The 18,813-nt window shown below is 32.5% G+C and carries 11 protein-coding genes and 1 pseudogene; 4 read left to right on the forward strand and 8 right to left on the reverse strand.

Annotated elements, in window-relative coordinates:
• Window positions 1–12 precede the first annotated feature (12 nt).
• From BUA21_RS01680 to BUA21_RS01705, 6 genes are all read right to left on the reverse strand, one after another.
• On the reverse strand, window positions 13–1,977 hold the full coding sequence (locus BUA21_RS01680) for a BglG family transcription antiterminator (protein ID WP_072742786.1): 1,965 nt from the start codon (window positions 1,975–1,977) through the stop codon (window positions 13–15).
• Window positions 1,978–2,152: 175 nt separating this feature from the next.
• Window positions 2,153–2,965 (reverse strand): 3-keto-5-aminohexanoate cleavage enzyme, encoded by an 813-nt coding sequence (gene kce, locus BUA21_RS01685; protein WP_072742787.1) that lies wholly within the window; start codon window positions 2,963–2,965, stop codon window positions 2,153–2,155.
• Window positions 2,966–2,990: 25 nt separating this feature from the next.
• Entirely contained in the window at window positions 2,991–3,374 is a 384-nt protein-coding gene (gene kal, locus BUA21_RS01690) for a 3-aminobutyryl-CoA ammonia lyase (RefSeq protein WP_072742788.1), read from the reverse strand.
• A gap of 67 nt (window positions 3,375–3,441) precedes the next feature.
• Window positions 3,442–4,017, reverse strand: coding sequence for a TetR/AcrR family transcriptional regulator (locus tag BUA21_RS01695; RefSeq protein WP_072742789.1), 576 nt, complete (start codon window positions 4,015–4,017; stop codon window positions 3,442–3,444).
• Between the two features lie 15 nt (window positions 4,018–4,032).
• Entirely contained in the window at window positions 4,033–7,086 is a 3,054-nt protein-coding gene (locus BUA21_RS01700; protein WP_072742790.1) for an efflux RND transporter permease subunit, read from the reverse strand.
• Entirely contained in the window at window positions 7,083–8,213 is a 1,131-nt protein-coding gene (locus tag BUA21_RS01705; protein ID WP_072742791.1) for an efflux RND transporter periplasmic adaptor subunit, read from the reverse strand. The genes BUA21_RS01700 and BUA21_RS01705 overlap by 4 nt, the downstream gene beginning before the upstream one ends.
• Window positions 8,214–8,380: 167 nt before the next feature.
• Between BUA21_RS01705 and BUA21_RS01710 the strand changes: the two genes are divergently transcribed.
• From BUA21_RS01710 to BUA21_RS01720, 3 genes are read left to right on the forward strand one after another with little or no spacing between them, the layout of a single operon-like run.
• Window positions 8,381–9,085: an ABC transporter ATP-binding protein gene (locus tag BUA21_RS01710; RefSeq protein WP_072742792.1), complete on the forward strand. Its 705-nt coding sequence runs from the start codon at window positions 8,381–8,383 to the stop codon at window positions 9,083–9,085.
• Window positions 9,086–9,088: 3 nt separating this feature from the next.
• Window positions 9,089–11,530 (forward strand): COG1361 S-layer family protein, encoded by a 2,442-nt coding sequence (locus tag BUA21_RS01715; RefSeq protein WP_072742793.1) that lies wholly within the window; start codon window positions 9,089–9,091, stop codon window positions 11,528–11,530.
• The gene (locus BUA21_RS01720; protein ID WP_072742794.1) at window positions 11,523–12,872 is read left to right on the forward strand and encodes an ABC transporter permease; all 1,350 of its coding nucleotides are present in this window, start codon (window positions 11,523–11,525) and stop codon (window positions 12,870–12,872) included. The genes BUA21_RS01715 and BUA21_RS01720 overlap by 8 nt, the downstream gene beginning before the upstream one ends.
• Before the next feature lie 28 nt (window positions 12,873–12,900).
• Here BUA21_RS01720 and BUA21_RS01725 read toward each other — a convergent pair whose 3' ends face one another.
• Complete coding sequence (locus BUA21_RS01725) at window positions 12,901–14,505, reverse strand: CTP synthase (RefSeq protein ID WP_072742795.1); 1,605 nt, start codon at window positions 14,503–14,505, stop codon at window positions 12,901–12,903.
• 188 nt (window positions 14,506–14,693) lie between these two features.
• Here BUA21_RS01725 and BUA21_RS01730 point away from each other — a divergent pair, with 188 nt between their 5' ends.
• A complete protein-coding gene (locus BUA21_RS01730; protein WP_072742796.1) occupies window positions 14,694–17,681 on the forward strand; it encodes a hypothetical protein in 2,988 nt (995 codons plus the stop codon).
• A gap of 13 nt (window positions 17,682–17,694) precedes the next feature.
• On the opposite strand, the pseudogene BUA21_RS01735 reads toward BUA21_RS01730, so the two are convergent.
• Window positions 17,695–18,807: pseudogene (locus tag BUA21_RS01735) on the reverse strand (HD-GYP domain-containing protein); the annotation flags it as partial.
• Window positions 18,808–18,813 lie beyond the last annotated feature (6 nt).

The following is an 18,813-nucleotide window of genomic DNA, read 5'->3' on the forward strand; positions in this document are numbered from 1 at the left end:
TAATCCCCTCCATCAATTTCTCAAATACATAATTTCTTCATAGCTATCTGCATTTATCAATATATCAGCTGCTGCTTCTTGTTCTAAAATTTCCACCAATTTCACTAGTTTTTCCATATATAATTCTGGATTCAGACTAGCTAGAACTATTATTATCCTTACTTCCTCATTTCCTTTATCTCCGAATTTTATATTTTCTTTTAATGTAAGTAAACTCATAGAATCTTTCAAAACTCCATTGTGATTAGAGGCATGAGTAAGAGCTACCTGTGGAATAAAAACCATATAAGGTCCCAATTCCTCAACTGCTTTTATCATAGCGTCTATATAATCCTTTGTAATACTTTTTTGTTCTATAAGAGGTTTACTTGCCAAATGAATTGCTTCTCTCCAATTCTCACAGTCAACTTTCAAATTAACTTCTTCACTATTAAGAAGCTCTCCTAGATAATTCACTTTTCTATAAGCATTTGCTCCATTTATATCAGATATATAATCTAGTTGTTTTCTAACAGTATTCTTAAATATGAGAGTTTTCAATCTGCTTAAATCTTCATTGTCAAGAAGAGGATTTATTCTTATAACTTCTATTCCAGAAATTTCTAATGGACTAGTACTAATTACAAAATCTACATTATTCTTTTTTATGCATTCATCTACTTCATGGGCAGAAACCGGCCCCATATATTTCAGTTCTGGCAACATAATATTCAATCTAGTCTTTAAAAGATTTGAAGTCGCAAAACCACTTCCACAAACTAAAAGTACATTTGGCATAAAACTCGAACTTTTATTTCTTTCAAAAGCTGCTCCAATATGCATTGCCACATAAGCTATTTCATCATCTATCAACTTTCCTCCCAAAAATGTTTTGTGCTTATTTAATATTTTTCTCGACATTTCAAATATAAAAGGGTATCTATATTTAATCTGATCCGTAAGAGGATTTTCTATTGTCAAATTATTGCTAATTCTATAGAAAGCCACTTCAAGATGAGTTCTTAGACCATTTATAACCTCCACATCCTTTTCAAGATCTATACCTAAATATTTTTTTACATCTTCAACTATTTCTTGAACAATAATATTCACATTTTCATTTTCATACTCTCCTGGAAAACTTATAGAATCTCTGATTTTTGCTCCTTTAAATATTTTATCTAAATAGTTAATTTCATTTTCATCAAATACAATGTCATCAGCCTTTTCGATTATTTCCAAGGCCTTTTTTGTAGTAGCATAGCCTCTATTATCTTTATCTAAATCGTAGACACATTCTATACTTTTGCCTTTTTTAACTCTTTTTATGGCAACAGCTATATTAACAATTAACTCTTTTATGGATTCTTCCGTATAAGAAATCTCAAGAAAATTTTCTTTTTCTTTAATTGCTTTTAATATTAGAGCTTTATCTATATCTTCGAATAAATACTCAATTTCATAGCTACTCAATAATCCTTTCTTTAGCCCTTTACCTATCAATTTAGAAGTTTCATTTCGTATAGAGCTTTCTTTCCCCAAAAACTTTATTCCATAATAAGTTTTCCTATCAAGTGAAATTTCGCTTTCATAAAACTCTTCCTCTATTTTGTCTAAATCAGAAATAATAGTATTTTTGCTAACCTTTATAATTTCAGAAATGTCTTCTAATGTAATATAATTTGCCGATAAAAAAAGTAAAAGCTTTATATGAAATTGTCTTTCCTCGGCTGAGTAATCAATATTTTCTAAACTTGTCAATTCATTTAATATCTCATGTGCATTTTTGTTCCCTAAATCAATCCCAACTCCCAATCTAGGTTTTCTAATTAAATCAACATTTTTTTCTTTTAACCAAGCTTCTATAATATCTAAATCATAGCGAATAGTTCTTTCGCTGACATTAAAAATCAAAGCAATTTCTTTGATAGTAGAGTTTTCTTTGATTTTTAATAAATAATGAATTATATCTTTTTGTCTCTTTCCCAAGGTAACCATAAATATCACCTTCAACCTTCCCACTTATTATTATATATAAAAAATCATATTATTATAATTCCAATCTAGTTCTATACAATGTGGCAACAATTTAAATAATGTTTATTAATCAAAAAAATAAAAAACCCCTTCCAGAATTCTATGTTTTTTTGAACTCTGAAAAGGGTTTTCCAATCTATTTAAGACCTAATATTTTTCTTGCTTCATCTGGTGTAGCTACTTCTCTTCCTACTTCTCTTGAGATTCTAGCAACTTTTTCTACCAATTCAGCATTGGATTTAGCTAAAACACCTTTTGATAAGTAAACATTGTCCTCAAATCCTACTCTAGCATGACCGCCCATGATGATTGCTGCCACAGCCATAGGAATCTCATGTCTGCCTACTCCAGCTACCGTCCATGTAGAACCTTCTGGCAAACTATGAACCAAATAAGCTAAATCTCTCACTGTTGCATCCATTTGTACTCCAAGTACAAAATCAAAATGCATAGGGGCTTTTATAAATCCTTGTTTATGATACCTTATAGCTAAGTCTACCATTCCTTTGTCAAACACTTCAATTTCTGGCTTAACGTTCTTTTCATTCATAACGTTTGCAAAATTTTTGATAGTGTTCTCAGTGTTTACGAATATTTCATCTCCACCAAAGTTTAATGTACCACAGTCAAGAGTTGCCATTTCAGGATTCAATTCAACTGGTTGAAGTCTTTCTTCATCAGTCATTCCAACTGCTCCACCTGTTGAAGGTTGAACGATTACATCAGGACATCTCTTCTTTATTTCATCAATACAAGCTTTAAATCTTTCTTTGCTTTGAGTAGGAGTTCCATCGTCTTCTCTTACATGTAAATGTATGATGCTAGCTCCAGCTTTGTATGCTGCTTCAGCTTCTCTACCTATTTCTTCTACTGTATAAGGTACACTTGGATTGTTTTCCTTTGTAACTTCCGCGCCACATATAGCTGCTGTAATAATTAATTTTTCCATAAATATCACCTCAACTTTTTAAATATTACTTTCTTTGTTTATCCTTTGGAACTACACAAGTTCCCACAGCTCTACAAACTACTATAGGTTCTTCCAATACATCACACGCTGAATCATTGATATCTGGTCTTGGAGCTATAACCTTTCTAGCTTCAAATTCCATTTTTCTTGAGCTATTTCCAGTCTTAACTATTTCTCCAACAGCTTCAATATAATCTCCCGCAAAAACTGGAGCTAAAAATTCAACCTTTTCATAACCTGCAAATAAACCTTCATCTCCATCATTTCTTATAAGCAATTCTGTAGCTACATCTCCGAACAATTGTAGCATCTTTGCACCGTCTACAAGATTCCCACCATAATGGGCATCTCCTGCACTCATTCTTACTCTGATAATAGCTTTTTCCATGGTCCATACCTCCAATTCATTAGTTTTCCTTTACAGCCAATATTATATCATACCCTTCAATATTTAGCTATATATATCCTTTAAAGAGGATTTCCACCATAGGTTCTGGAGAAATCTCATCATAGCTATAATTATCAAAAAATACTTTTTTCCCATAAAATTGACTTATAGAGCCTGCTATAGAAAGAGTAACCAATTCTTCATCTAAATCATCTCTAAGTTCTCCATCTTTTTTGCCTTGTTCTATCATTTCCTTTAGCATAGAAAACAATTTCATCTTTTCCTTTAGCATTTCTTTCCTCAATTCCTTGGGAAATACTGCTTGTTGATTTATAAAAATCTGAGCAATATCTATATATTTGGTCAAAAACTTTCCATGATATTTAAACAATTCTATAGTCTTCTCTTTCACACTACCCTTTCCCTTAAGGACCTTTTCCATTCCTTCTTTGTACTCTTCTATTCCATATTTAAGTAGTTCATGAAAAAGTGCTTCCTTGCTATCAAAATATCCATATACTGTACCCTTTCCTATTCCTGCTTGCTTTGCTATATCCTCCATTTTAGCTGCATAAAATCCATTTTTAGAAAATACAATAGCTGCTGCTTTTAGTATTTCTATCTTTTTTTCTTCTCTAGTCATCTATTTCACCTACTCTTAATTGTTTCTATTTCTCAAATTGTCAAACATTATATATAAAACAGGTTCCAGTACTAGTGTAAGTAGAGTAGAAAGAATAAGTCCTCCTATTACAGCTATAGCCATAGGGCTTTGTATTTCAGAACCTTCTCCTCTTCTAATAGCCAAAGGCAAAAGTCCCAATACAGTTGTAAGGGTAGTCATAAGTATTGGTCTCAATCTAGTAGGCCCTGCCTTTCTCACCGCCTCGTCTTTTTCCATACCATTTTTCCTCAAAGTATTTATATAATCTACCAATACTATAGCATTATTAACCACTATTCCTGCCAATACTATTCCCCCCACTATAGCTGGAACGCTCAAACTCTTTCCTGAAAGCAACAAAAATAGTGCTGCCCCAGAAAAAGATAGTGGAACACTTAGAATAATAATGAAAGGATATATAAAAGATTCAAATTGAGATGCAAGTATTATAAATACAAATACCACAGCAAGTATTAGGACCAAAGTCAAATCCCTATAAGCTTTAACTAGTTGTTTATGCTGTCCTTCAAAACTATAGCTATACCCCCTAGGCATATGATAATCTTTTAACTTTGCTTCTATATCTTCTATAGTGCTTTCCATATCTCTATCATAAATTTGACTAGTCACACTGACCACTCTAGATTGATTTTCCCTATATATATTTACAGGCCCCTTCTCTACTTGAATATCCGCTATTTCTAAAAGAGGAACACTACTTCCCAAAGGAGTTGGTATGTTTAAAGATTTGAGTCCTTGAATAGTTTCATCCTTTGAGCCTTCCTTTTTCACGACTATATCTATTTCTGAACCTTCATATTTGTATTTACTAGCTACAACTCCAGAAAGATTTCCCCTCACTGAATTAGCTACTTGATAAGTACTGAGCCCAAATTGGCTAGCCATATCTCTATGGAGAACTATCTTTACTTCTGGTATTCCATCTTCATAATTTGACTTTACTTCTCTAGTACCAGGTACAGTTTTCACAATTTCCTTAAAATCTTCTCCAATACCTTTTAATGTATCTAAATCATCTCCCTTAATAGAAATATTTACAGGATCTCCACCGAGACCTCCCATCAACTCTGAAGACACATCTACACTTATATCTGCCCCTGCAATATCCTTTTTTATATTTCTCACTTCATCAGCTACTTGGAAGGTGCTTTTATTTCTTTCATTTAAAGGCTTCAAAATAACGGTGATACTTCCTTTGTTGGAATTGGTACTACTACTTGACGTAGACACAAGAGAACCTGCACCAATAGTTGAAAATACTGTATCAACTTCTTCAATATTTCCAATTTCACCTTCAAGTCTTCCAAGAACTTCATTTATGTCTTTAAAACTAGAACCTTGAGGAAGACTTATGTTTACCACAAATACTCCTTCATCAATTGGGGGGAAAAATTCTCCTCCTATAAGAAATAGTGGAGTAAGAGTAAATATAAATATTAAAACTGCAATGCATACTGTCCATCCCTTATGTCTAAGAGCCCAATCAAGTATATTTTTATATTCCTTCTCTACTTTTCCATAAAATTTATAGAAGATATCTTTTCTCTCAATTTTCTTCTTTTTTCTTAAAGACCTAGAAGAGAGCATTGGAATGAGCGTTAGAGAAACCAACAGAGATATCAAAAGTGAAAATACAACTGTATAGGCCAATTCTTTAAATATAGTAGCTGTAAAACCACGAACAAATACCATAGGCAAAAATACTACTATAGTAGTAAGAGTAGAAGCTATAACAGCCATACTCACTTCTTTTGCCCCTTCTATAGCAGCTGTATCAGAAGGTTCTCCTCCTTCACTCATTCTATATATATTTTCAAGCACTACTATAGAATTGTCTACAAGCATTCCTACTCCCAATGCCATTCCTCCCAAAGTCATGACATTAAAAGTTATATTTCTAAAATATAGCAATATAAAAGTTGCAACAATAGAAACTGGTATAGAAACAGATATTATCAAAGTAGTCTTTAAATCCCTCAAAAATATATATAGGACAATTATGGCAAATGCAGCACCCATCAAAGCATTTTTAAATACATTGATGATACTGTCCTTTATATATTTTGCCTGATCCAATACAATTTCCATTTCCAATGAAGGATATTCTTTTAGTATTTCATTTAATTCTTTATTTATCTCTTCACTGACTCTAACAGTATTGGCCCCAGATTGTTTTTGAATAGACATATTGATGCCATCTTTTCCATTTATTCTAGAGATAGTGTTTATTTCCTTATCTTCAAGAGAAATTTGAGCAATATCTTCTAAATGAATAACTCCCCCTGTAACAAGAGGTATGGGAAGAGCCTTTATTTGTTCAATGGAACTAAACTCTCCTGAAGTCTTCACTGTAAGCTTTTTACCCCCACTATGCACCTGACCTCCAGGAAGATTTAAATTTTCAGCCCCTATTGTCTGAGTAATTCTATCCATACTCAGCCCATATCTTTCAAGTTCTCCTTCATTTACAACTATAGCTACTTCCTTTTCATTTCCTCCGGTCACCGCTACACTAGCCACTCCTTCGATTCTCTCAATTCTTGGTTTTATTATTTCCATAACCTGAGATTGAAGTTTTCCCAAATCCTCGTCACTATAAAAGGCCAATTGCAAAATAGGCAATGCATTGGGATCTACTTTGACCACCATGGGATTTGAAACTTCTCTAGGAAGATATCCCTTTACCAAATCTATTTTTTCCCTCATCTCAAGATTGGCAAAATCCATATTTGTACCAAAATTAAACTCTATCACTACAAGAGAATTTCCATCCATAGAAATGCTCTTTACATTTTTCACACTTCCTACAGTAGCTACAGCCCCTTCAATAGGCTTTGTCACCAATTTTTCAATTTCTTGAGGCCCTGCCCCTTTATAACTTGTAGATACTACGGCTATAGGAATTTCTATTTTAGGAAGAAGATCCAATGGAATTCTAGTCAAAGAAACTATACCAACAATTAAAATTACCAATGTAATCATCAAAATAGTGATAGGCTTTTTTACAGAAAAACTATATAGATTCATTTACCTTCACCTCTCACTACTTTGACTGTAGTACCATCTGATACATAATATTGTCCTTTAACTATGAGTTTTTCTCCACCCTTAAGTCCACTTTTTATCTCAACATTATCTCCTCCATCCAATCCCTTAACTACTTTTACTTTCTTGGCTTTCCCATTTTTCACTATATAAACTACGCTTTCATCATCTATATCCAATACTGCATCATTTGGAATAGTTACGACATCTTCTCTTTTGTCCGCTTTTATCGTGACTTTTCCCAATGCTCCAATGGGAATATTTAAATCTTTCGTATCAACAGTTATTTTTATTGGATAAAGACCAGTTTTTACATTTGGACTCAAAGCCATGTATTCAATCTTCCCCACGACATTTTTCTTATCTAACGATGGAATATCTACAAATACCTCATCATCTTTTTTTATTTTGTTCAAAAGCTTATCAACTACATTTATTTCCACATACATATTGTCAAAATCTGATATCATCATGGCAAGTTCACTATTTGTAGCAAATCCACCTTCCTTAATATTTACAGAAGAAACTACTCCATCTGTTGTAGCTCGGACTTTTAATTTTTCTAAGGTATCCTTGGCTTGTTTGTATCCATTTTCTACTTCTGAAAGCTTGCCATCCAATTCTTTTGAAAGCTTATCTAATTCTTCTTTTTTCCCTTCAATCTCCACCATTTTTTTAGTCCTTTCCTCATTTGCTCCATCAACTACATTGACAGATGGAAGTTGGGACTTGGCCTTTTCAATTTCATTTTTCTTTGACTTCAAATCATCTAAGGCCTCTTTTGCCATATTTACCTGTTTATCTACTTCTTCATTTTCAATGACAAATAGTAAATCTCCACTTTTCACTTTGTCCCCAGGCTTCACTTCTATACTCTTTATTTCCCCTGGAATTTGAGGAAGAACAATAGAGTCTTTTTCTGAAAAAAACCTACCTGAAATGCTTATTTCATCATATATTTCTCCAAGAGAAACATCTTCTACTTCAACAGGTATGTACTCTTCTTTTTTGGCTTCTTCAACTTTATTTTTCTGAAAAGGTGAAGTACATCCTGAAAAAGCAATGGAAAGTACAATACTTAAAGCTAAAATACATGCCTTTTTCTTCATTTTTAAACCTCCAATGCTATTGACTGACCAGTCGGTCGGTAAGATTATTCTAATTTATACGAAAAGATTTGTCAACAAGAACAAATATTATTGTAACTATTTTGTTCCTTTTGAATACACTTTTTATATGGTAAAATGTAGATACATAATTGTAGGGAGGTGAAAACATGGACCCGCTTATCAGCTTAAACCATGTGAGAAAAGTATATAAAATGGGAGATGAAAAAATAATAGCTCTAAATGATATAAGCCTCCAGATAAGTAAAGAGGAATTTGTATGCCTTTTAGGTACTTCTGGCTCTGGAAAGAGTACTCTTTTAAACATAGTTGCTGGCCTCGAGAAGCCTACAAAGGGCGAAATCATTATAGATAACCATCATATAGAAAAGATGAATGAAAAACAGTTGGCCAAATTTAGACAATTGTACATAGGATTTGTTTTTCAGTCATACAATCTAATTCCTACTCTTTCTGCTCTGGAAAATGTCAGTCTCCCCCTTACCTTTCGTGGAATTCCAAAAGGTACGAGAGATAAAAGAGCAAGAGAAATGCTTAAAGCAGTAGGCCTTGGAAATAGGCTGAATCACAAACCTTCTGAAATGAGTGGTGGGCAACAGCAAAGAGTGAGTATTGCAAGGGCTTTTGTAGGAAAACCTAAAATAGTATTTGCAGATGAACCTACAGGAAACTTGGATACAAAGACTACCATGGAAGTAATGGATCTCATGACTTCTATGGCAAGAGGATACAATCAAACCCTTATCATAGTCACTCATGATGTTGAAATATCTGATTACACTCATAGAATAGTCTATATAAGAGATGGAAGTATTGAAAAAATAGTAGAAAATACAAATAAGGGGGACTCATAAGAAATGAAACGTAAATTTAGCTTTTTGCTTATAATGATTTTAATATTAGCACAAATACCAAGTATTAGTTTAGCTAATAATTCTACACCAAATACAATAAACGAAAGAGATATCATCATTAGTTCTGTAGATACAGGTTCAAAAAACATATATGAAGGTGAAAAATTCAAAGCTACTATCACCTTAGAAAATAACTCCAATGCAGATTTAGAGGATATAACTGTCATGGTAGAAAAATCTTCCTCCTTTATTTTAGTTGGTACAGGCTCAAAGAAAAATGCAAATCCCAATAGTCTTAAACCATCAGAAAAAGCAACTGTTGAATTTGATCTGTCCTATACAGGTGGAGAAGATATTCAAATTCCTATTACAATATATTATAAAAAAGATACAAACAACTCTAGCTTATCTGATTATATAGGTGTTAATAATGCAATGCCAAAGAGCAAAGAACCAAAACCAGAACCCATAGATACGACAAAACTTATACCTAAATTATCTATAGTCAGCTCAAAATCTATACAAGGTGAAGCAGGTCAATATGTATCAGTACCTATCTCTATTAAAAATACCAGCCAATATACAGCAACAGATATAACTATAACTTCTGAATTAGATAGTGGTGATAATAGCTATTTATCCTTTGATGATTCTGGCTATTCCAACAATATATCAAGAATCAGAAGGGGCAAAACTGAAGATATAGATTTGAAAATTTATATTGACCCACAGGCTCAAGAAAAAAGTTATCCTATAAAATTACATTTTCAATATTATAATGAACACGGTGATCCTGCACCAGTGTCATCAGATGTAGTTTATGTAAAAGTCTCGAACAATAATACTCTTCCTATACTATCAGTAAATAAGGTAGACATTACACCACAAACCATAGAGGCTGGTAAAAAAACTACAGTAGGTTTTGAGATAGAAAATAAAGGCAGTATAGATGCAAAAGATATAAAATTATCTCTTGACGGTTTAAGTGGTGACACTTTTATTCTTGCTTCCGGAGCAAATAACAAGTATATAAACAAATTAAAGGGAGGTCAAAAATCTTATATCTATTTTGAACTCCAATCTTCAAACAAACTAGCAGGCGGCAGCTATGGCTTAGAACTAAAATTAAATTACAAGGACATGAAAAATCAACCTTATGAAGATTCTAACAAATTTTTCTTAACAGTAGCCTCAAAAGAAGGAAAGGCTTCTAATATAATTATAGAAAATTTAACTTATCCAGAAAATGAAGTAAGTTTAAATAAAGATTTTAATATTGGATTCAAATTAAAAAATATAGGTAAAATGGATGCAAAAAATATAAAAGTGACTGTAGAAAGCTCAGAGCCAAATGCAGTTGTACCTAAAACTGCAAGTATCAAAAAAATTAATTCCATTGCTCCAGGAAAATCCCAAAATCTTAGTTTTTCATTTTTAGCAACAAAAGATGCAACAACTAGAAATTATCCTATAAACATAACTGTAGAATATGAAGATGAATTAAATGCTGGAAAAGAAAAATATACCCTTACCCAATATGTAGGAGTATATGTGGTAAAACCCGGAGAAGAAATAAAAACAACGCCAAAATTAATCATAGACAAATATAGTTTTGAACCTGCATTAGCAAAAGCAGGAGAAAATTTCACCATGAATTTATCCTTTTTCAATACAAATGCAAAAAAAGCTGTAAAAAACATAAAGATTTCCCTTGTTGTAGATGAAAAAACAGAAGAAACAGGAAATGTATTCACTCCTGTAGGTAGCAGTAACACCTTCTATATCGATTCCATTCCACCAAAGGGAAGAGTAGAAAAAACTATAACCATGTTTACAGTACCTGATGCAAAAGCAAAATCCTACAATATCACTGCAAACTTTGAATATGAAGATTCTAAAGGTGAACAATATACTGCCACAGAACTCATAGGTGTACCTGTAGTACAACAGTCAAAATTAGAAGTAGGAGAACTAAATATTCCTACTGAAAACTACGTAGGACAACCTATACCTATAATGGTAGATTTCTACAATATGGGAAAAGTCACATTATATAATACTATGGTTAATATTGAAGGAGATTTTCAAACTGAAAACGGAAACTACTATGTAGGAAACTTTGAATCTGGAAATAGTGAAACTTTTGAAGGCACAATCATACCTGATGCTCCTGGAGAAATAAATGGAACCTTGGTGTTTTCCTATGACGATACTTCTGGTGAACATGTGGAAATAAGAAAAGATTTCAAATTAAATGTAGAAGATGCTCCACCTATGGACGAATTCCCAGACGATATGAATCCAGATATGAATAAATCTAAAGGAATTTTAAAAAGTAAAAAATTCTGGATAATATTAGTCCTAATTGTTGGTGGGGGAATAGGTGGAATCAAATTCTACAAAAATAGAAAAAAGAAAAAGGAAGGTATGGCATTAGATGAATAGCAAAGACTTAGTTTCCATGGGAATTAAAAACCTGTGGAGAAGAAAGCTTAGAACCTTCTTGACAGTACTTGGTGTAGTCATAGGAACAAGTTCCATCATTGTCATGCTTTCTCTAGGATTTGGAATGAAAGAAGCCTTCAAACAACAAATAAGTGAAATGGGAAGCTTAAATATCATCACTGTAAGTCAAGGATATCGTGGATATGCAGAACCAAATATGAATGCAGCAAAAAAGCAAGAAGAACTAAATGAAAAATCTTTAATCTCCTTCTCAAAAATAGAAGGAGTAAAAGCTGTAACTCCTATTGTAGAAACTTCCGGCAAAATAGTAGATGGAAAATACTCATGCTATTTATCCATTAGAGGTGTAGACCCTAAAAACATGGAAGACTTCGACTATAAATTAGCAGATGGAAGACTTCTAAAAAGTAGTGATGATTTAGCAGTAGTATATGGTGGAGAAGTAAAAAATATGTTTTATAATGAAAACAGTTCAGGATACAACTACAAGGAACCAAAAATAGACTTGATGAAAGATAAACTCATTTTCACATTTGACATGGAATATGGGTCTAAAAGAAAGGGACCTCAAATTCCTCAAGAAAATTCAAAAAAGCCGAATTATAAGACCTATAAGTTTAAAACTGTAGGTGTACTGGCTGAGGGAGATTATGAAAAAGGATATTATGCCTATATGCCTATTGATCAAGTAAAAAAACTTATACAAGAAAAAAACAAAGCTGAAGGAAACAAAATAAGTCCTGAAGAAAGGAAAAGGCAGAGAGGATATCAGACAATCCTCGTTAAAGTAGATGATATAAACAAAGTTCAAGAAGTTCAAACTCAAATAAAAGACATGGGATACAATGCCTATAGTCTTTCTGATTATCTAGAAAGCATGAAGAAGACCTCCAATACAATTCAAGCAATACTTGGAGGAATAGGAGCAGTATCACTTCTTGTAGCCGCTATAGGTATTACAAATACTATGGTCATGAGTATATACGAAAGAACCAAAGAAATTGGAGTCATGAAAGTTATAGGAGCATCCCTTAGGGATATAAAAAGACTATTCTTATTTGAATCTGGAATGATAGGCTTATTGGGAGGAATCATAGGCGTAGGACTTAGTGAATTGTTGTCCTTTGTCATAAATAAAATAGCTCCTAGTATGGGTGGAGATATTGTAGGCCCTATGGGAGTTACAAAGATAAGCATCATCCCAGTATGGCTCATACTTGCCGCCATGGCCTTTGCCACATTTGTAGGACTATTATCAGGATACTATCCAGCAAAAAGAGCCATGAATTTAAGTGCCCTTGAAGCTATAAAGACAGAATAGGAAAGAGGAGCAATTGCTCCTCTTTTTTCTAACAACTATATTCTTTACATGCCTTTATAAAATCTCTGAATAGTGGATGACATCTAGTTGGTCTAGATTTAAATTCTGGATGAAATTGTACTGCTACAAACCAAGGATGATCTTTAAGCTCAACTATTTCCACAAGTCTTTCATCAGGACTTATTCCACTTATAACAAGTCCATTTTCCACTAATGTATCTCTGTATTCATTGTTGAATTCATATCTATGTCTATGTCTTTCATATATGAGTTCATCTTTATAAGCTTCAAAAGCCTTTGTCCCTTCCTTAAGCTTACATGGATATAGTCCAAGCCTCATAGTTCCACCCAATTCATCTATATCCCTTTGTTCTGGCATAAGATCTATCACTGGATAATTGGTATTTGGATTTAACTCTGAACTATGAGCATCCTTTAACCCTGCTACATTCCTTGCAAACTCTACTACTGCCAATTGCATTCCCAAACATATTCCTAAATAAGGCACATTGTTTTCTCTTGCAAATCTAGCAGCACAAATCTTTCCATCAATTCCCCTATCTCCAAATCCACCTGGAACAAGTATTCCATCTACACCTTTTAGAACCTCACAGCAATTTGATTCATCCAAATCTTCAGAGTGAATCCATTTAATATCAACATCTAAATCATTTTCAATTCCACCATGTTTCAAAGATTCAGCTACTGAAATATATGCATCCTTAAGTTCCACATATTTCCCTACAAGAGCTACTGTCACTTTTCCCTTTGGATTTTTTACTTTTTCTACAATACCCTTCCATTCTGCCAAATCCAATTCATTGCATTCAAGTCCCAGATGATCAATGACAAGCTCTGGAAGTCCTTCTTCTTCAAGCATAAGTGGTACTTCATATAGAGTTTCTGCATCTAAATTTTGGATAACTTCTGATGGCTCTAAATCACAAAATAATGCTATTTTGTCCTTTAGATCTTCTGAAAGGGGTCTTTCTGTTCTACAGATAAGAACGTCTGGTTGAATTCCAATACTTCTAAGTTCCTTCACACTGTGTTGGGTAGGCTTTGTCTTTAATTCTCCAGCTTTTGAGAGATAAGGAACTAGTGTCACATGAATATACATGACATTTTCTCTTCCTATGTCAGTTTTAAATTGTCTTATAGCTTCTAAAAAAGGTAAACTCTCTATATCACCAACAGTTCCACCTATTTCTGTGATGACTACATCCACTTCTTTTTCTTTTCCCGCTCTTTTAATTCTCTCTTTTATTTCGTTGGTAATATGAGGAATAACTTGTACTGTTCTGCCTAAGTATTCCCCTTTTCTCTCTTTGTTGAGAACTGACCAGTAAATCTTTCCTGTAGTCGTATTGCTATTTTTACTCAAATTTATGTCTATAAATCTTTCATAGTGACCTAAGTCCAAATCTGTCTCTCCACCATCATCCGTAACAAATACTTCTCCGTGCTGATAAGGACTCATAGTTCCTGGATCTACATTTATGTATGGGTCAAATTTTTGAATAGTCACTTTGAGTCCTCTACTCTTTAATAGTTGACCTAAACTTGCAGCTGTAATACCCTTGCCTAGTGATGATACTACACCGCCCGTAACAAATATATACTTAGTTGGCATCCCAAAAAACCCTCCTTATTTTTAGTACATTAACTATAGTATTCTATCTCAATGGTCTTTATATGTCAATAAAATTTAGGTAGTTTTCATAGTCTAAAAGGCCTAAAGTAACCTTATTGTAATATTTAAATCAACCTATTTGTAGTATAATCTAATTAAATAAAGATTATGAAAGGGGAGAAAAAATAATGAAAAAATCAATAGCATTAGTACTATCTATCGTACTAGTATTACTTACTTTAACTCCAGCATTAGCTAATTCTACTCAAGATGAACTATACAACCAATGTGGAGAAATACTTGGTTCTTCAAGAATACTTCAAGGAAATGCTAGTGGAGATCTCATGTTAGAACAAAAACTCAAAAGACAAGATATGGTCGTTTTAGTTAGCAGACTATTTAGAGAAGAAGATAAAGCAAGATATAGCAAAGCCGAAGTTCCTTTCAAGGACGTGACAAATCCTTTCTACAAATCATATATAAATTGGTCAATGAACAAAAAACTAATAGAGGGAAAAACTCCAACTAAATTTGGATTCAATGAAATTGTCACTGTTCAACAACTTCAAGCAGTTCTTTTAAGAGCACTTGATTACAATGAAGAAGCATCAAAATGGGGAAAAGTTCCAGATGAAGCTACTAAACTTGGGATCATGAACAGTATAGAAGCCATGCCAGCAAACAAAGAAGTTGAAAGAGGCCTTATGGCTGTTATGACCGTAAATGCCCTCAGGATAAACAAAAAAGGTACCAACACTACATTAGCTGAATTTTTAAATATGAGTATTCCTGATGCCTTCACTGTAGAAAATAAAGTTATAGTAAACAGAGACGCAGTTCAAATAGAAGGAATAGCTACAGGAGTTAAAACACTCAAATTAAATATAAAACCTGTATCTTCAAATATCACCACAGGTGAAAAAATAGTAGATGTACCGCTTGATAGCAATGGAAGATTTTCTGTAGAAGTCAAAGGACTACAAAGTGGAAACTACAACTACAGATTTTCAAATGGCAACTCTTACACTAAATATGAAAGTTTCACTATAAAAGAACTACCTTTTGAACTATCAGATGTAAAAGGGGACAATCTAAAAGAAATAAAATTGACTTTCACAAAAGCTGTAGATAAAAACACTGCACTATTTGCAAGCAACTACTACACAAATGCAGGAACCATAAAGAAAGTAAGACTTGAAGATGGAGACAGACAAGTAATTTTAACTCTTGACAACAATATAAATATGACAAATCAAAAGAACTATAAAATATCTATATACAAGATAAAATCAGAAAGTGGAGAAGATATATCTATTAAAGATAAAGAGTTCACAGCATTTGACAACAAAGTGCCTGATATAGTAAAAATAAAACAATTAGGAAACAAAGTAATTAAGGTATATTTTTCTGAACCTATAAAACCTGCAACAAACTCTAATTTTAAAATTGATGGAAAAAGATTTTCAGGTTCAGTAAGAACTGAAGACCATATAGTATATTTGACATTCTTTACTTCACAAAAAGAAGGCAAATATGTTCTCACAACTACAAATATAGAAGACTATTGTGGATATAAAGCTATTGAAAAAGATACACCTTTTGAAATAGTTTTAGATAAAGAACCTCCAAAATTAGTAAATGCAAGAGCTACTCTAGAAGAAGTAGTACTTAAATTTGATGAAGACATAAATCCAGATACTTGTTCAAAAAATAACTTTTATTGGCAATATGGATCTATGAAAAGATATCCAACACAAGTAAGAGTATGTGGCGATGAAGTAATACTGGATTTCTCAAACAACAGGCTTTTAGCAAATGTAGAAACTACTATATATGTAGATGGAGCAGAAGATTATTCAGGAAACAAAATAAGAAATGAACAAACCAAAATAACTCCCGTAATTGATATGACTACACCAGAAGTTGTAAGCATAAAAGTTTCTAATGATGGAAAAGACATTACTGTATATTATAGCAAAAGTGTAGTAGGAGATAATAAAAATTTTTATACTATAAAAGATAGAAATAATAAAATTGTAAATATAAAGGAAGTAACAGGTTCAGGTAGAGAATATACTATAAAACTATTTACTCCATTGCCAGTAGACACAAATAGTTTAAATATACAGGGAGTATATGATACTACTACTCTAAAAAATACTATTATACCTTATTCAACAACTATAGAGATGAAAGACCTAACGAGACCAAAAATAACTAGCTATTCAGGTAATGGTAGACAAATCATGCTACAATTTAGCAAAAAAATGGATATAGGCACCCTTGTAGATCCAAACAACTATCTGATTTCTTTAGGAAACTATAAAACTTATATGCCAAAAGATGCTGAATTTAACCCATTAAATGATGGGCAGACATTAGTCATACTCTTACCTGAGAAAATTGATGGGAAAGATGTAAATGTAGGTTTACGTGGAAACTTGACCGAGCTACAAATAATAAGATTAGCAGATCCAATTGGAAACTATATAGAACCAGATGTAGTCAATTTGACATTTGATTATAATACTAGCGGAAAAGCAAAAGTTGTAGATTTCATAGAATATCCAGGTTATCAAGGTCTAATGACTGAATCAAATAAAATCCAAGTTAGATTTTCTGAACCTATAGTTTCTGCTTCACCATATGATTTCAAAATATATGGCAGAACTATCTATGATGTACAAACAGATGGCACAGATGTAGTCACACTGCTATTAGATGATACAAATGATACTGCAAGCCCAAATTCCTTGACTGTAAATAGCAGAAATGATATAAAAACATTTATAGGAAATGAAGTGCAATATGGTGGAATTACTGTAAAAGACAAAGTTTCACCACATCTTAAAGATGACAATTACAATTTGACAATATACAGAAATACAATAGAATTAACTTTTAGTGAACCTCTTGAAAGCAAAGTAGAAACGCTATTTGCTAATGATTTAATCATCACAAGCGAAAGTACTAGAAAACCTCTTTCACCATCTGAATATGAAACTAAGTTGAAAATGGGTAATCCTGATACTATAGTCATCACAATAAAAACAAGAAGAGCAGACTCTTATTCTATAATGTTGGCAAGTGAACCAAAATATATAATGGACAAAAGCGGAAATATCATAGAATCTAGCGGGCAAGTATTTTACACAAATACAATAACTAGTTACTAATATAAAAATCCCCTCAATTTAGGGGATTTTTATTTGCGCTACACATCTTCCTAAGTTCAATTTGTTTTTTGAACAATTGCCTAAATATCTTATCTCTTTTGAAATCCGGTATATTCCTATACTGAAAATCACAATAGTATCTATGACCCAGTTTATAAGTCTTCGAAATAGTTCCAGTTATATCTACTGTATAATCAGAAAACAATATATCCAATCTTAACATTTTATTTTTTAGACTACCAAATATATCAGACTCATCTGAAGAAAAACGTAGTTGATCTCCACCTATTTGCAATATATTTACTGACATTTCATGGTTTGCTATAGGAAGATACAATATCCCCTCCAGATTCCAGAGTAAATTAAAACCGTCAGGAGATTCTTCCAACTCAATAGATGATATGTAAAATTTGTTATCCTTAATATCAGCTATTTTAATTTTATAATCAAACACAGTTGTAGAATCTTTTACAGCCATCTCACATGAAATTATCTTGCCTAGTTCTATTTTTGCCGCCTTTATCTCATCATTTGGGCTAAAAATATAATAGTTTCCATTTTTAGTCAATATTCCTTCAAATATATAAACATCCTCTTCATAATTGACCATCAAATGGCACAAACTTAAATGACTATCAAGTAAAGACTTATATTCATTTTGAACCTTTGACAACATATCAATCATCACATCAACCAATTTTGGATGAAATTGCTTTCCTCTATTTATCTGCAATTCTCTAATTACTTTTTGAACACTGTATCTCTTTTTATATGGTCTTTCTGAAAGCATGGCATCTACTGCATCACAAATAGATATTATACAACTATAAAATGGTATTTCCTTTTCTTTTAGCCCTTCCGGATACCCTTGCCCATCATATCTTTCATGATGATATTTAATGACCTCAGCTATGCCACTAAGTTCCGAATACTCATCCAATATTTTTCTTGTCATATTGTAGCTATATAGAGAATGTTGTTTAACCACTTCATATTCTTCCATAGTTAACTTTCCATTTTTATTTATAATAGAATCATCAATAAGAGCCTTACCCACATCATGAAGTAAACCCGCTATATAAAGTTTTATTATTTCATTTCCATCAAGATTTACCTCATTTCCAAGTCTCTT

Source organism: Sporanaerobacter acetigenes DSM 13106 (assembly GCF_900130025.1).
GTDB lineage: Bacteria > Bacillota > Clostridia > Tissierellales > Sporanaerobacteraceae > Sporanaerobacter > Sporanaerobacter acetigenes.

What these genes read in the sequence shown, in the direction of transcription:
- BUA21_RS01720 (WP_072742794.1), top strand. Translation starts at nt 11,523, where the DNA reads ATGAATAGCAAAGACTTAGTTTCCATGGGAATTAAAAACCTGTGGAGA.
- BUA21_RS01730 (WP_072742796.1), top strand. Translation starts at nt 14,694, where the DNA reads ATGAAAAAATCAATAGCATTAGTACTATCTATCGTACTAGTATTACTT.
- BUA21_RS01705 (WP_072742791.1), bottom strand. Translation starts at nt 8,213, where the DNA reads ATGAAGAAAAAGGCATGTATTTTAGCTTTAAGTATTGTACTTTCCATT.
- BUA21_RS01715 (WP_072742793.1), top strand. Translation starts at nt 9,089, where the DNA reads ATGAAACGTAAATTTAGCTTTTTGCTTATAATGATTTTAATATTAGCA.
- BUA21_RS01700 (WP_072742790.1), bottom strand. Translation starts at nt 7,086, where the DNA reads ATGAATCTATATAGTTTTTCTGTAAAAAAGCCTATCACTATTTTGATG.
- kce (WP_072742787.1), bottom strand. Translation starts at nt 2,965, where the DNA reads ATGGAAAAATTAATTATTACAGCAGCTATATGTGGCGCGGAAGTTACA.
- BUA21_RS01725 (WP_072742795.1), bottom strand. Translation starts at nt 14,505, where the DNA reads ATGCCAACTAAGTATATATTTGTTACGGGCGGTGTAGTATCATCACTA.
- BUA21_RS01680 (WP_072742786.1), bottom strand. Translation starts at nt 1,977, where the DNA reads ATGGTTACCTTGGGAAAGAGACAAAAAGATATAATTCATTATTTATTA.
- BUA21_RS01710 (WP_072742792.1), top strand. Translation starts at nt 8,381, where the DNA reads ATGGACCCGCTTATCAGCTTAAACCATGTGAGAAAAGTATATAAAATG.
- kal (WP_072742788.1), bottom strand. Translation starts at nt 3,374, where the DNA reads ATGGAAAAAGCTATTATCAGAGTAAGAATGAGTGCAGGAGATGCCCAT.
- BUA21_RS01695 (WP_072742789.1), bottom strand. Translation starts at nt 4,017, where the DNA reads ATGACTAGAGAAGAAAAAAAGATAGAAATACTAAAAGCAGCAGCTATT.